Below are 13,433 nucleotides of genomic sequence, written 5' to 3'. Positions count from 1 at the left end.
GCTCCTATTTGGTGATGGAAAGGGCGCCGGGCGCGCCGGCAAGCGAACGGGTGGGGGAAGAAGTCGCAATCATGATCACGAGCGTCAGCACGTAGGGTGCCGCGTAGAAGAGGTAGTAGCCCTGGGTCACTCCGACCGACTGCAGAGCCGGTCCGAGGGCGCCGGCGCCACCGAAGAGCAGGGCCGCGAGGAAGCAGCCGATCGGATTCCAGCGCGCGAAGATGACGAGCGCCACCGCCATCAACCCCTGGCCGGAAGAAATGCCTTCGTTCCAGGAACCGGGGTAGAAGAGCGACAGATAGGCGCCTCCGATTGCGGCAAGCGATCCGCCGACCGCCGTCGCAAGCAGGCGTACCGTATCCGGGTTGAGCCCCATTGCCCGCGCCGCATCTGAGCTGTCGCCGACCACGCGCAGGATGAGGCCGATCCTCGTGTTGCTAAACGCCCACCACAGGAAGACCGCAAGGGCAGCGCCGACAAGGAACAGCACGTTGATGTTGAGCGCCGCCTGCACCTGCGGCACGTCGGACCAGGCGCCGAGCGGTAGCGACGGCAATTTCGGTGCCGCGGGCTGGATGAACGGCTTGCCGAGGAAGAAGGCGAGGCCCAGTCCGAACTGCATCATGGCAATTCCGATGGCGATGTCGTTGACCTTCGGAAACTTGCAGATCCAGCCGTGCAGCATGCCGAACAACGCACCGGTTCCCATAGCTGCGGCTACGCCGAGCCAGGGCGATTGCGTCATGACCGCGACGGCGTAGGCCGTCATCGCGCCGAATACGAGCGTGCCCTCCAGCCCCAGATTGATGCGTCCCGAGCGCTCGGTGATCGCCTCGCCGAGGCTGACGAAGATGAAGGGCGTGGAGACCCGGATCGCGCCTGCGAAGACCGCGAGGGGAACGCCCCAGATGCCAATGCCTGTCTCGTCCATCACGCGCTCCTTTTCCAGAGGTCGGGATTGAAGATCTTGAAGCGGCCGTAGAGCGTTTCGCAGAAGAGGATCACCATGAAGAGGGTCCCCTGCAGCACGAGAACGGTTGCGTCCGGCAGCCCCATGCGCCGCTGGATCAGCCCGCCCGACGCTTCGATGCCGCCGAGAAGGAAGGCGACGGGTATGATGGCGAGCGGATTGTGGCGGGCAAGAAACGCTACGAGGATGCCGGTGTAGCCGTAGCCTGCGGCCAGTGCCCCGTTGGCGCTGCCCTGGACGGCCGCGATCTCCATCGTTCCCGCGAGACCCGCGAAGCTGCCCGCCAGGGCGGTGAAGCCCACGATGAGCCTGCCAACAGGCAGCCCCTGGATCTGGGCTGCGCGGACATTACCGCCGGCGATGCGCGCGGCGAAGCCGAAGCTCGTCGCTTCGATCAGGATCCACGAGACGATGCAGGCGATCACCCCGACGACGAGGCCCCAGTGGACGTCCATGCCCGGGATGTTGCCGAGCATATATTCCGGTGGCAAAGGCGTCGTGGAAGGCTTGTTGAGGCTTGCCGGATCGCGAAGCGGTCCTTCGATGAGATGGTTCATCAGGGCGATGGCGATGTAGGCGAGCAACAGCGATGCGATGGTCTCGTTGACACCGCGATAATGGCGCAGCAGGCCGGATAGTCCGATCCAGATACCTCCGACAACCATGCCGGCAAGCGCCATCAGGAGCCAGACAAGGAGGGGCGGCATCATGCCCACGAGCGGCAGGGCGATCGCGGCCGATGCCAGCCCGCCCAGCACGATGGCGCCTTCTCCACCGATGATCACCAGCCCGAGACGGGCCGGAAGCGCCACGCAAAGTGCCGTCAGAAGCAGTGGCGCGGCGCGGCTCAGCGAGTTCTGGATCGAGAACCAGCTGCCGAATCCGCCTGCATACATGATCTGGAAGAGCTGCAGCGGCGACTTGCCGATCGCCGCTATGAACAGCGAGAAGAGAGCAAGCCCGACGATAACCGCGAAGAGCGCGATCGCCAGCGGTTCGGTGCGGCGGGCCAGCCATTCGAGCAGGGGCCGGAGGCTTCCGGCCCGCTCCAGTCGCGGAGAGAGAGTAGGCATGTTGGCTTCGATGGTCATGACGCCGCCGCTCCCAACATCACGAGGTCGAACCGACGACGCCCTCGACCAAGTAGGCCATGCTCTCGAGTTCGATCGCATCCTCGGCAAGGGCCTGGCCCTCGGGCACCACGACATTGCCCTTGTTGTCCTTGATGCCGCCCTTGAAGACGGAGAAGTTGCCGCCCATCATTTCCGTCTGGGTCGCTTCGAATTTCTTGCGCCCTTCCTCCGAAACGCCGGGGCCGAGCGGGCTCATCTTGACGAAACCGTCCTTGAGGCCGCCGCGCACGAAATTCCCAAGCTTCTCGCCGGCCTGCGCCTTCTTGATGAAGTCGGTGTAGACGTTGCCCCAGGCCCATTCGGCGCCTGTGAGATACTTTTCCGGGGCCAGCGGGCTCTGGTTGGCATGATAGCCGCAGACGAAGGCACCGCGACCGGCGGCCGTTTCCACCATGACCTTCGGGCTGTCGACGTGGCAGGTTATGACGTCGGCGCCCTGGTCGATCAGCGCATTTGTGGCCTCTGCCTCCTTGACCGCGAGGGACCACTCGCCCGTGAAGATGACCTGGCAGGTGATCGAGGGATCGACCGACCGCGCGCCGAGCAGGAACGAATTGATGTTCTGAAGCACCTGCGGGATGGGCTTTGCGGCAACGAAGCCGATTTTCTTGCTCTTGGTCGCGGACCCGGCGGCGATGCCATTCAGGTACTGACCCTGGCCGATGTAGCCGAAATATGACCCGGTGTTTTCCGGATGCGTGCCTTCCTTCCAAAGTCCACCGCAGTGGCGGAACTGAACCTCGGGATACTTCTTCGCCATTTCGAGCATGTGCGGGTCGAAGTAGCCGAAGGAGGTCGGGAAGACGAGTGTCGCGCCGTCGAGATTGATCATCGATTCCATCGTCTTCTGGACGTCGACGGTCTCGGGAACGTTCTCTTCCTCGACGACGGTGACGCCTGGAATGGCCTTGATGACGGTCGCGCCTTCGGCGTGAGCCTGGTTATAGCCGTAGTCATCCTTTGGGCCGACATAGATGAAGCCGACGGTCAGCGCAGCCTGCGCGACGGCGGGAGAGGAAAATGGTCCCGGCGCAATGCCGGCAAAGGCAGCGCCTGCAATCGAGGTTTGAAGGAATGAACGGCGATTCAAAAGGAGTTTGGTCATTGGAATGCTCCTTACAGCGGCAGAGGCCGGGTTCGAAACGGGTACACAGAAAGTGTATGCAATGGCCGTGCCATATTGTAACTTATTGAAAAATATGAAACAGACATTCCGTCGTATGCGGCGCATGTGTAAAGTGCATGCAGTTTTCGTCGATTTTTGATGAATATTGATGCAGTGACTAAATTGTGGTCTTTTACGCGTGACGTTATCGGGATACAAGCATGAGAGTCACGCCGAGGTGCAGGTCGAAATTAAAAATAGTCCAGAGAAAGCATGACTTTGCCGTCGTGATCTGACATTGTTGTCGTGCGTTGCAATCTGTATGCAAGATTCGGAGCAAGTGACGGGTGTGAAACAGACAAGGCGCAGAGAGGTCGTCAGGGCAGGGACCACCGTCGAGCAGATGGTGCGTGCAATTGCCGACATGATCGTCACCGGCCAGATCCAGCCGGGCGAGAAGCTGGACGAGAATTCGCTCGCGTCCCGCTTCGACGTCTCGCGCACACCGGTGAGGGAGGCGCTGCGCGAACTCGGGGCGATGGGTCTCGTGGATAGGCAGCCCAATCGCAGCGCCGTCGTGACCAACGTGACGGGCGGTTATCTTTCCTCGATGTTCGAGGCCATGGCGGAACTGGAGCGGATCTGCGCGCGGCTGGCCGCGCAGCGCATGACGGTGGAGGAACGGCGGGCGCTCGAAATGATGCATCGTGCCTCGACCAAGCTCGTCCAGGCCGGCGCGGACGAAGAATATGCGCTCCACAACGTCGAGTTCCACACGCGGCTCTATCGCGGCGCGCACAACGATCACATCTTCGAGCTGGTCACGCAGACACGGGCGAGACTTGCCCCCTTCAGGCGCGCGCAGTTCCGCATCGTCGGCCGCCTCGCCAAGTCTTTTGCCGAACATGAAGAGATCGTCTCGGCGATCCTGCGCGCGGATTCTGTCGCCGCCGCCCGCGCCGCCTTTTCCCATGTGTCGATCGTCAGCGACGCCAGCACGGTGTTCGCGCTCGATGGTGAAGCCCTGCGCGCCTGAGGAGTAGTGGGGCGCGACGTGCCAGTTTCGCCGCGGGCACCCCGAGTATCCCGCCAATCCGATTGCTCGGAGCAATGCGCCTCAAACGGAATCCGCGGTCTTCTCCTCGAAGCGCATTTGGGCTTCCCCATATTCCGTGGGCACATCCACGTCCTTCAGCGCATCGAGTGGTCCTGTCAGGGCTGTGCGCGGCGAAACCAGTTCAGGGCGAATGAGATAGATGCCCGGGGCAGGGCGGTGCTCTTCCATTACCTGGAATGCCTTGGTCAACATGGCCTCGATGTCCTGCCGGATCATCAGAACGGGGAACGGCAGGAATGACGCGAAGGGGTCGTAGTCGTAGCAGCCGAGCACGATGTCGGAAAAGGTCTCGTGGGGGTGGCCCGCCATGAACCGGAGGAAGCCTTCAAGGTTGATCGAGGAGTTGACGAAGAGTGCTCGCGGCAGGCGGCCCTCACGCTCGTAGAAGGTCTCGAATGCCATGCGCGTGTTGTTCGGAGAGTATCCTGTCGGCTGGATGCAGGCGTCGGGATCGCCCCCCAGCAGCTCCTTCTTGACTGCGCGAAATCCGTTGATGCGCTCGCGGCTCGCGTGATCGTCGCGGCCACCGAACAGGTAGAGGTCGTCCGGCGCCAAGGGGCTGTGCGCCGGCACCTGTCGGATGATCGCCTCCGTCAGCATGCGCGCGCCCTCGTAGTTGTCGCTGATGACCGAGGGAGCCTTCGTCCCTGGCAGGTCAATGTTGATATGCCTGAGGCCAGCCTTCTCGCAGATGCCGTGCAGTCCGTCGGGATCCGTCGCGCCGCAGATGAACAGTTCGTCGATCGAATAGGAAATCAGCGTCTCGACTGTTTCGCGCTCTTCCTGCGGATCGCGGCTGGCGCTGACAACGATGGGGCATTGGCCCCTGCTGCGGGCGTAGGCCTCGAATGTCTGCGCCATGGAGGAGAAGTAGCGGTTGTCGTGGACCGGCAAGAGCAGTCCGACGAGCCCAGACCGGGAGCTTCGCAATCCCTGTGCTTGCCGATTGGCGGTGTACTGATGCTCATCCGCCAGCTGGCGGATGAGCTTGGCAGTGCTTTCCTTGATCCGGCGCTTGCGCCAAGTGCCGTTAAGCACGGCGCTGACAGTAGACGGCGAGCTTCCCGACAACACGGAGAGATCGTAGATCGTCGCCTTTTTCCTGCCGCTGTCCCTCATGACTACCCCCGACTGCGCAGCGTGCCGGCGATGGCGAAAGGCCGCGCAGCATCACTGCGTAGAGATGCGAGGATTTCGCCCGAATCCGAATCCGTCTCGGGTTCCCCGCGTTCGTTTTCCTCTTAGTTCCGAATTCGCGCAGACGAAAGATATTCCCGCTTGACGAATGAAAACGTCTGGATGATAGTTCTTGCACCATCGATTGTGCAAGTGAGAAATATCGATTGTGCATCTATGGTGGCTGCTTGAGGAGGCAGTTCAAAGGGAGGCGGGAATTCTCATTCTTCGCCAGTGATTTACAACTGGAGGCCGGCGGTCTTCGGCGGGCCCGGGTGTTCCCGAAAAGGGAGCTATGGAGGAGGAAACGATGAAGAAATTGCTTGTGGCTGCGTTCGCAGCATCATTGTCTTTGGCCACGGCGTTCGGCGCTCTTGCCCAGGAAGCCGGCAAGGTTGGCGTCGTCGTGAAGATTGGCGGCATTCCGTGGTTCAACGCAATGGAAGCCGGCATCAAGGAACGCGGCGCAAAGCTCGGTGTCGATGCCTTCATGATCGGGCCGACCAGCGCCGATCCTGCCTTGCAGGTCCGCGCGATCGAGGACCTCATCGCGCAGGGCGTCAAGGTTATCGGCGTCGTTCCGAATGACTCCAAGGTTCTCGAGCCGGTGCTGACCAAGGCACATGAAGCCGGGATCATCGTCATCACCCACGAGTCGCCCGGCCAGAAGGGTGCGGACTGGAATTTCGAACTCGCTTCGGCGACGGGGTTCGGTGAGGCGCATGCCGAGCTGCTAGCCCAGAAGACGGGCGGCAAGGGCAAATATGCGGTCTTCGTCGGATCGCTGACCGTGCCGCTGCACAATGCCTGGGCCGATGCCGCGATCGCCTACCTCAAGGAAAAATATCCCGACATGGAGCTGGTCGGTGAGCGTTACGGCGTTGCCGAGGATGTCGACAAGAGCCGTTCGACCGCGCTTGACCTGATCTCGGCGAACCCGGATCTCAAGGGCTTCCTCGCCTTCGGCAGCCAGGGACCGATCGGCGCAGGCCGTGCGGTCGAGGAACGCCGCAAGACGGGAGAAATCTTCGTGCTCGGCCCGTTCTCTCCGGGGCAGGGGCAGAAGCTGATCAAGTCCGACGCGATCTCCGGCGGGTTCATGTGGAATCCGAAGCAGGCCGGCGAAGTCTTTGTCACGCTTGCCGACAAGCTGATGAAGGGTGAGCAGATCAAGGACGGCGAGGAAATCGAAGGCCTCGGGGTCATCCATCCGGACGCGGACCACAACATCATCGTCGACCAGCTCGTGACCATCAACAAGGACACGGTGGACGAACTGGCGGCCATGGGCCTGTGACGATGTAAACGGGTTCCTCCCGACTGCTGGGCCGGCTTCGGCTGGCCCGGCAGGTTATCCGGACCCGGCGGGTTACGCTAACTGACAAGGCATGGCCATGACTCACCCTGCGGACGCTTCAGGCGCTGAACGACCTCTGCTGTCGTTGAAGAACATCAACATGACCTTCGGTGGGGTCCAGGCACTGAAGGATGTGTCCTTCGAGGTACGGCCCGGCGAGGTGCATTGTCTGGCCGGAGAGAACGGGTCGGGCAAGAGTACGCTCATCAAGGTCATCACCGGGGTCTATCGTCCGAAGCAGGGGGCCGAAATCGAGTATGACGGCCAGACCTACAGCCACATGTCGCCCGTGACCGCTCAGGCGGCCGGAATCCAGGTGATCTGGCAGGACCTCGCTCTCTTCCCGGAAATGTCAGTCGCAGAAAACATCGCCTTTCACACCGTGCTCGGCGGCTGGCCGCGGCGCGCCGACCATTCGGCCATGAGACGTATCGCGGAGCAGGTGCTTGGCCGTCTGGGCGTTTCGCTCGACGTCGATCTCCCATTGCGCGAGTACGCGATCGCGCAGCGCCAGATCGTGGCGATCGCGCGGGCGTTGGTGGGTGAGGCCAAGATCGTCTTCATGGACGAGCCGACCGCCTCTCTCACCCAGTCGGAAACAGACCATCTGCTCGATATCGTCCGAACATTGTCCGCTTCGGGCGTGGCCGTCGTCTTCGTCAGCCATCGCCTGGCGGAGGTGATCGAGATATCGAACCGCATAACGGTCCTGCGCGACGGGAGGCTCGTCGGTGTCTATCCCGCCGAAGGGATGACGCAGTCGCGCATTACCGAGTTGATGACCGGCAAGACCTTCGATCACGCGGTCCGCGCACGAAGCCACGATGGCGCGCCACCGGTCCTGGAGGTCCGCGGTCTCACGAGACGAGGCGAATTCGAAAACATCTCCTTTACAGTTCGCCGAGGCGAGACGGTGGGCATCACCGGGCTTCTCGGTGCCGGCCGGACGGAACTGGCGCTGACGCTGTTTGGCATGCGCCAGCCGCATGCGGGTTCGGTCAGTCTCGAGGGCAAGCAGGTCAGGTTCGCGTCGAACCGCGAGGCGATCCGCGCAGGCATTGCCTATCTCTCCGAGGATCGGCTGTCTCTGGGGCTCATCCAGCCACAATCGATCGCCGACAACCTGGTCATTGCCTCGATGGGCAAGATTCTGGTGAACGGGCTCATATCGGAGGGCAAGAAGCGCGATCTCGTCGCCGGCTGGATCGCCGATCTCGGCGTCAAGATCGGTCTGCAGGAGGATGCCATATCGACACTTTCGGGCGGCAACCAGCAACGCATCGCGATCGCCAAGTGGCTGGCAACCGATCCGAAGGTCCTGATTCTCGATGCTCCCACGGTCGGGGTCGACGTCGGTGCGCGCGCGGGCATCTTCGACATCGTGGCGCGGCTCGCCGAGGCGGGCCTGGCGATCGTGCTGATTTCCGACGAAGTCCCTGAAGTCTATTTCAACGCGGACCGGGTCCTCCACATGGTGCAGGGCCAAATCGCCGGGACCTACGACCCGCGCGACAGTTCGCTTTCGCAAGTGGAGGCGGCCGTCTATGCGTAGGCTACTTCATACCCAGGCGACGGAATTCGCTCTGCTGGCGGTCATGCTGGTGATCGGACTGTTTCTGACGGCAGTGACGGACCGCTTCTTCACGCTGGGCAACGCCCTCGACCTTCTGAATACCAGCTCGGTCAACATCATCTTCGCCGTCGGGCTGCTCGTCGTCCTGATCTCCGGCGGCATCGACATCTCGTTCGCCGTGGCTGCCTCAGTGGTGCAATATGTGACCGCACTTATCCTCGGCCAGATTGGCGGAGGCGGCTGGGTAAGCGGCATTTTGATCGCCGGCACCCTCGGCGTGCTGCTCGGCGCCTTCAACGCCTTCCTCATCCACAAATTCAAGATCATTTCGATCGTCGTCACGATCGCGACCTTCAACATCTACTTCGGCCTGCTGATGTTCTTCACGCGGGGCGTCTCGATCTACAATCTGCCGGACTGGTGGACCAGCCGCATCGTGCTCTTCGAGCGCGAGATGGCTGACGGCACCTGGGCGGAGATCCGCCTGCCGGTTCTCGTCATGGTGCTCTGCGTCGCCGCCACCTGGTTTCTCATCCGTCACACGACGACAGGCCGGCAGCTCTATGCTTTCGGCGACAATCCGGAAGGTGCACGTCGCTTCGGCATCAGCATCGGCGCCATGCAGTTCATCGCCTTCGGATGGCTCGGGCTGATGGCGGGAATAGCCGGCATCATCCAGGCCCACTATGCCCAGGAAATCGTGCCCAACGCTCTCTACGGACGCGAACTCGATGTGCTTGCCGCGGTGGTCCTCGGCGGGGCCCGGCTCGGTGGAGGCAAGGGGTCAGTCCTCGGATGCGTGCTCGGCGTGCTCCTGATCTCCATGACGCAGAACGGGCTGAACCTGATGGGCGTCTCCCCCTTCGCCTTCAAGATGATCATCGGCGCGATCATCCTCGTCGCGATCACGCTCTCCAACACCAGCATCGAGAAGCTTCTGCCGTTCCTCGGCAACAGCGGGAGGAAGCAGGGATGACCACTCTTGTCGCGCGCAGCCGTGAAATGTTCGGTACCGAAATGGCCGGACCGGCATTCGCCTTCATCGCAGTGATGCTCGTCTTCGGTCTCGCATCGCCGCATTTCCTGTCGTCCGCCACCTTTGGCTCCGTGGCCTTCCAGGTTCCCGAGCTCGGGCTGCTGACACTTGCCATGCTGCTGCCGATCCTGACCGGCGGGCTTAATCTGGCGATCACCTTCACTGCGAACATAGCCGGGCTCACGGTCGCCTGGGTGTTGCAGGCGAATGGCGGCGCCGACGCCGGTCCTGCTGCCTTTGCGCTCGGCGTCGCGCTCGCCGTTGCCGCCGGGGCGGCAAGCGGTGTGGTCATGGGCCTCGTCATCGCATTCACGCGTGCCCACCCGATCCTCGTCTCGCTGTCGATGATGATCTTCCTGCGCGGCCTGGGCGAGTTCTTGACCCGCGGCGGAGACGTGTCCGGCTTTCCGTCCTTTGTCCGGCCGCTGGGGCATGGCCTTATCCTCGGCATTCCTGTGCCGCTTCTGATCTTCATCCTATGTGTCGGGCTATGGCATGTGCTGCTGTCGCGAACGAAACTTGGATTCAACACCTACATGATCGGCTCGAACATCGAGGCGGCGCGGTACTCGGGCGTGAACACGCGAAAGGTGATCGTGCTCGTCTACACCCTTTCCGGTGCGATGTGCGCGATCGCAGGCATCATCATGCTGGCGCGCTTCAATTCGGTTCGCGTCGGGCATGGCGAGTCCTACCTGCTGATCACCGTGCTCGCCTGCTTCCTGGGCGGCGTCAATCCGTTCGGCGGATTCGGACGCGTCATTCCGGTCTTCGTGGCGCTTATCGTTCTTCAGCTGCTCTCGTCCGGGCTCAACCTTCTCGGCGCAAACCAGCACCTTGCGACGGCCGTCTGGGGCATCCTGCTCGTGACGGTCATGATCCTGAGGTGGTTCGCCAGCCGCTTCAAAACCCTCTTTGTCGGAAAGGAATAGACCATGCACGGATTTGGTGTTCATACCAGCATGTGGACCATGAACTGGGATCGCGCCGGGGCGGAAAAGGCAGTTGCCGCGGCCGTCGGCTACAAGATGGACTTCATCGAAATCGCTCTTCTGGATGCGCCTGCGGTGGATGCCGCCCATACGCGCGCCCTGCTCGAGAAGCACAACCTGCCTGCCGTCTGCTCGCTCGGCCTGCCGGAAAGCGCCTGGGCGTCGGTCCGGCCCGAGGCGGCGATCGAGCACCTGAAGGTTGCCATCGACAAGACCGCGGATATGGGGGCGACGGCGCTCTCGGGCGTCATCTTCGGCGGTATCGGTGAACGCACAGGCGTGCCGCCGACCGAGAAGGAATACGACAACATTGCCAAGGCTCTCACGGTTGCCGCAAAACATGCCAAGACGCGGGGCATCGAGCTCGGGGTCGAGGCCGTCAACCGCTACGAGAACCATCTCATCAACACCGGCAAGCAGGCCGTCGAGATGATCGAGCGGGTCGGTGCCGACAACATGTTCGTCCACCTCGACACCTATCACATGAACATCGAGGAGAAGGGCGCCGTAAACGGCATTCTCGATGCGCGCGACCACCTGAAATACATCCATCTTTCCGAAAGCGATCGCGGCACGCCGGGCTACGGCAACTGCCCGTGGGACGCGATCTACGGGGCGCTTGCGGCAATCGGCTTCAAGGGCGGGCTCGCCATGGAGAGCTTCATCAACATGCCGCCGCAGGTGGCCTACGGGCTCGCCGTCTGGCGTCCGGTCGCCAAGGACGAGGCCGAGGTTATGGGCAACGGCCTGCCATTCCTGCGCAACAAGGCAAGGCAGTACGGGCTTATCTGACGCCGCGGCGGTGAGGAAGGGCGACATGCACGACGGGGAGAGCGGCACTGTTGCGGTGCTCGACATTGGCAAGACCAACGTCAAACTGAATGTTGCGACGGCGCACGGCGCCCTTCTTGAAACGCTGAGCATACGCAATCCCGTGCGGGAGGGGCCACCCTGGCGCCATCATGATCTTGCCGCGCTGCGCGGCTGGGTGCTCGAAGGGCTGGCGGCTCTCTCCCGCCGCCATCCCCTCGAAGCATTCGTCACGTCCGGCCACGGCTCCGGTGGGGTGCTGGTCGGAGCCGATCCGCAGGATGGCGACGGCACCGCCCTGCCGATGATCGACTACGAACAGCCGCTGCCGGAAGCGATCCGCGCGGGCTATGCGCCGCTGAGCGGAAGCTTTCTCGACCGCGGGAGTGCGGTCATGCACGGCGCGACCCATCAAGCCAGGCAGCTCTATTGGATGGAGATGGCCGAACCGGAAGCCGTCGCGCGTGCGCGATGGTTCCTCGGAGTGCCGCAATTCTGGGCCTGGGTTCTCAGTGGTGTTGCCGTGTCGGAGGCGACCCTGCTTGGAGCGCAATCGCATCTGTGGAACGTCGCGGCGCAGCAGTGGACATCGATCGTCAGGCAGCAAGGGTGGACGCGGCTGATGCCGCCCTTCGCCAGCGCCTGGCAGACGATTGGCAGGGTAAGATCCTCGATTGCCCATAGACATGGTCTGCCGGCCGGCCTGCGTGTTCTTGCCGGCGGACATGACAGCAGCCTCAACTACTATCGTTATCAGGCGGCGGGTCTTGCGGATCTGGCGGTGGTGTCCACGGGAACATGGATCGTCGGCTTCTCGGATCGAACCCCGGTCGAGCGGCTCGATGAGCACCGCGGGATGACCTGCAACAGCGATGTCTTCGGCAAGGCGCTTGGTGGAGTCCTGACCATGGGCGGGCGCGAGTTCACGGCGATCGCCGGTCCCGAGCCGCCGGAAGCCGATGTCGGTCTCGGCACAATAGAGAGGCTTGCCGCCCGCGGGACCATGGCGCTGCCGTCTTTCGGGGACGATGCCGGATTGTTCCCCGGTAGTGCCGGCCGTGGCCGCATCGTGGGTGAGATGCCGGAGACGCCGGAGGAACGAAAGGCGCTGGCCCTCATTTACTGCGCCCTTCTGACCACGGAATGCCTCGATGCCCTCGGCGAAGCGGAATCCGTCGTCCTCGACGGGAGCTTCCTGCGCGATCCTGCCTACGCGTCCCTCGTGGCCGCATTTTCCTCCCATCGCAAGGTGCTCTTCAGCCTTGATGCCTACGGCGTCGCCTCCGGCGCGGCCTTGCTTGCTGGCCATGAAACCAGGAGCGGGCCAGCGCCGGTCGCCCTCAGCGAGGCGAGACGCCTCGGCGGTATGGCCCCGATGCTTGCCGAATATGCCATTCGATGGCGCACGCTTGCCCGCGCGGCGGTGGCGCCTCCCACAACCACGGAAACGAAAGGAGCCTCCCATGGCTGAAAACGAGAAGACTGCACTACGGCGCGAAATGGTCGACATCTGCCGGCGGATGAATTCCAGCGGCATCAATCAGGGTACGGCAGGTAACCTCTCCGTGCGCACGGCCGACGGGTTCCTCATCACACCTTCTTCCATGCCCTACGAGGCGATGACGCCGGACGATCTGGTCGAGATGGATTTCGACGGCACCTATTCCGGACATCGCCCCTCGTCCGAATGGCGCTTTCACCGGGATATCCTGAAGGCTAGAACCGACATCAACGTGGTCCTGCATTGCCATTCGATCTATGCCACCACGCTTGCCTGCCACCACAAGACAATTCCGAGCTTCCACTACATGACGGGTATTGCCGGCGGCACGACGATACGCTGCGCCGAATACGCAACCTTCGGGACGCAGGCGCTGTCGGACAATGCGCTGGTGGCGCTGAAGGACCGTCTCGCCTGCCTGCTCGGGCAGCATGGCCAGATCTCGCTCGGCAAGACGCTGGAATCCGCGCTATGGCTGGGCATCGAGATCGAGACGCTTTCGCGCATGTACGTGCAGGCGCTCACGCTCGGGGAGCCGCCGGTGCTGCCCGACGACGAGATGGAGCGGGTCATCGAGCAGATGCGCAAGATGAGCTACGGCTACGCGCCTGATGCCGAAGGCGTAAACGACGTCGCCCGGCCGAGAGTGGCTGGCTGACGGCT

12 protein-coding genes are annotated in these 13,433 nt (G+C 62.7%); 8 read left to right on the top strand and 4 right to left on the bottom strand.

The genetic code is table 11. The annotated features are described in order from the left end of the window. Window positions 1-4: 4 nt before the first annotated feature. The 3 genes from F3Y30_RS17410 to F3Y30_RS17400 are packed head-to-tail and all read right to left on the bottom strand — an operon-like array spanning window position 5 to window position 3,208. Window positions 5-931: an ABC transporter permease gene (locus tag F3Y30_RS17410; RefSeq protein WP_203423958.1), complete on the bottom strand. Its 927-nt coding sequence runs from the start codon at window positions 929-931 to the stop codon at window positions 5-7. After that, the gene (locus tag F3Y30_RS17405; protein WP_203423957.1) at window positions 931-2,061 is read right to left on the bottom strand and encodes an ABC transporter permease; all 1,131 of its coding nucleotides are present in this window, start codon (window positions 2,059-2,061) and stop codon (window positions 931-933) included. Before F3Y30_RS17405 ends, F3Y30_RS17410 begins: the two co-directional genes overlap by 1 nt. 19 nt (window positions 2,062-2,080) lie before the next feature. Further along, window positions 2,081-3,208, bottom strand: coding sequence for a BMP family ABC transporter substrate-binding protein (locus tag F3Y30_RS17400; RefSeq protein ID WP_203423956.1), 1,128 nt, complete (start codon window positions 3,206-3,208; stop codon window positions 2,081-2,083). Window positions 3,209-3,557: 349 nt separating this feature from the next. On the opposite strand from F3Y30_RS17400, the gene F3Y30_RS17395 reads away from it, so the two are divergent. Continuing rightward, entirely contained in the window at window positions 3,558-4,244 is a 687-nt protein-coding gene (locus tag F3Y30_RS17395) for a GntR family transcriptional regulator (protein WP_203423955.1), read from the top strand. Window positions 4,245-4,325: 81 nt separating this feature from the next. Here F3Y30_RS17395 and F3Y30_RS17390 read toward each other — a convergent pair whose 3' ends face one another. Next, entirely contained in the window at window positions 4,326-5,444 is a 1,119-nt protein-coding gene (locus F3Y30_RS17390; protein WP_203423954.1) for a LacI family DNA-binding transcriptional regulator, read from the bottom strand. Window positions 5,445-5,811: 367 nt separating this feature from the next. Between F3Y30_RS17390 and F3Y30_RS17385 the strand changes: the two genes are divergently transcribed. The 7 genes from F3Y30_RS17385 (at window position 5,812) to F3Y30_RS17355 (ending at window position 13,428) form a co-directional block, all read left to right on the top strand. Beyond that, window positions 5,812-6,798: an autoinducer 2 ABC transporter substrate-binding protein gene (locus F3Y30_RS17385; protein WP_203423953.1), complete on the top strand. Its 987-nt coding sequence runs from the start codon at window positions 5,812-5,814 to the stop codon at window positions 6,796-6,798. 97 nt (window positions 6,799-6,895) lie between these two features. After that, on the top strand, window positions 6,896-8,410 hold the full coding sequence (locus F3Y30_RS17380) for a sugar ABC transporter ATP-binding protein (RefSeq protein WP_203423952.1): 1,515 nt from the start codon (window positions 6,896-6,898) through the stop codon (window positions 8,408-8,410). Then, window positions 8,403-9,407 carry an ABC transporter permease gene (locus tag F3Y30_RS17375; RefSeq protein ID WP_203423951.1) on the top strand — a complete coding sequence of 335 codons (1,005 nt, stop codon included), beginning with the start codon at window positions 8,403-8,405 and terminating at the stop codon, window positions 9,405-9,407. The genes F3Y30_RS17380 and F3Y30_RS17375 overlap by 8 nt, the downstream gene beginning before the upstream one ends. Next, window positions 9,404-10,399 (top strand): ABC transporter permease, encoded by a 996-nt coding sequence (locus F3Y30_RS17370; RefSeq protein ID WP_203423950.1) that lies wholly within the window; start codon window positions 9,404-9,406, stop codon window positions 10,397-10,399. The genes F3Y30_RS17375 and F3Y30_RS17370 overlap by 4 nt, the downstream gene beginning before the upstream one ends. 3 nt (window positions 10,400-10,402) lie before the next feature. Continuing rightward, window positions 10,403-11,251, top strand: a complete 849-nt coding sequence (locus F3Y30_RS17365) for a sugar phosphate isomerase/epimerase family protein (RefSeq protein WP_203423949.1) — start codon at window positions 10,403-10,405, stop codon at window positions 11,249-11,251. Between the two features lie 25 nt (window positions 11,252-11,276). Beyond that, window positions 11,277-12,740 carry an FGGY family carbohydrate kinase gene (locus F3Y30_RS17360; protein ID WP_203423948.1) on the top strand — a complete coding sequence of 488 codons (1,464 nt, stop codon included), beginning with the start codon at window positions 11,277-11,279 and terminating at the stop codon, window positions 12,738-12,740. Next, window positions 12,733-13,428: a class II aldolase/adducin family protein gene (locus tag F3Y30_RS17355; RefSeq protein ID WP_203423947.1), complete on the top strand. Its 696-nt coding sequence runs from the start codon at window positions 12,733-12,735 to the stop codon at window positions 13,426-13,428. The genes F3Y30_RS17360 and F3Y30_RS17355 overlap by 8 nt, the downstream gene beginning before the upstream one ends. The last annotated feature ends 5 nt before the right edge of the window (window positions 13,429-13,433 follow it).

Origin of the sequence: Sinorhizobium sp. BG8 (genome assembly GCF_016864555.1) — a bacterium.
Lineage (GTDB): Bacteria > Pseudomonadota > Alphaproteobacteria > Rhizobiales > Rhizobiaceae > BG8.
This window is presented reverse-complemented; position numbering and strand designations above follow the sequence as displayed.

Coding starts and splice junctions, on each gene's coding strand:
- F3Y30_RS17410 (WP_203423958.1), bottom strand. CDS start 931: ATGGACGAGACAGGCATTGGCATCTGGGGCGTTCCCCTCGCGGTCTTC.
- F3Y30_RS17405 (WP_203423957.1), bottom strand. CDS start 2,061: ATGACCATCGAAGCCAACATGCCTACTCTCTCTCCGCGACTGGAGCGG.
- F3Y30_RS17400 (WP_203423956.1), bottom strand. CDS start 3,208: ATGACCAAACTCCTTTTGAATCGCCGTTCATTCCTTCAAACCTCGATT.
- F3Y30_RS17390 (WP_203423954.1), bottom strand. CDS start 5,444: ATGAGGGACAGCGGCAGGAAAAAGGCGACGATCTACGATCTCTCCGTG.
- F3Y30_RS17385 (WP_203423953.1), top strand. CDS start 5,812: ATGAAGAAATTGCTTGTGGCTGCGTTCGCAGCATCATTGTCTTTGGCC.
- F3Y30_RS17380 (WP_203423952.1), top strand. CDS start 6,896: ATGACTCACCCTGCGGACGCTTCAGGCGCTGAACGACCTCTGCTGTCG.
- F3Y30_RS17375 (WP_203423951.1), top strand. CDS start 8,403: ATGCGTAGGCTACTTCATACCCAGGCGACGGAATTCGCTCTGCTGGCG.
- F3Y30_RS17370 (WP_203423950.1), top strand. CDS start 9,404: ATGACCACTCTTGTCGCGCGCAGCCGTGAAATGTTCGGTACCGAAATG.
- F3Y30_RS17365 (WP_203423949.1), top strand. CDS start 10,403: ATGCACGGATTTGGTGTTCATACCAGCATGTGGACCATGAACTGGGAT.
- F3Y30_RS17360 (WP_203423948.1), top strand. CDS start 11,277: ATGCACGACGGGGAGAGCGGCACTGTTGCGGTGCTCGACATTGGCAAG.
- F3Y30_RS17355 (WP_203423947.1), top strand. CDS start 12,733: ATGGCTGAAAACGAGAAGACTGCACTACGGCGCGAAATGGTCGACATC.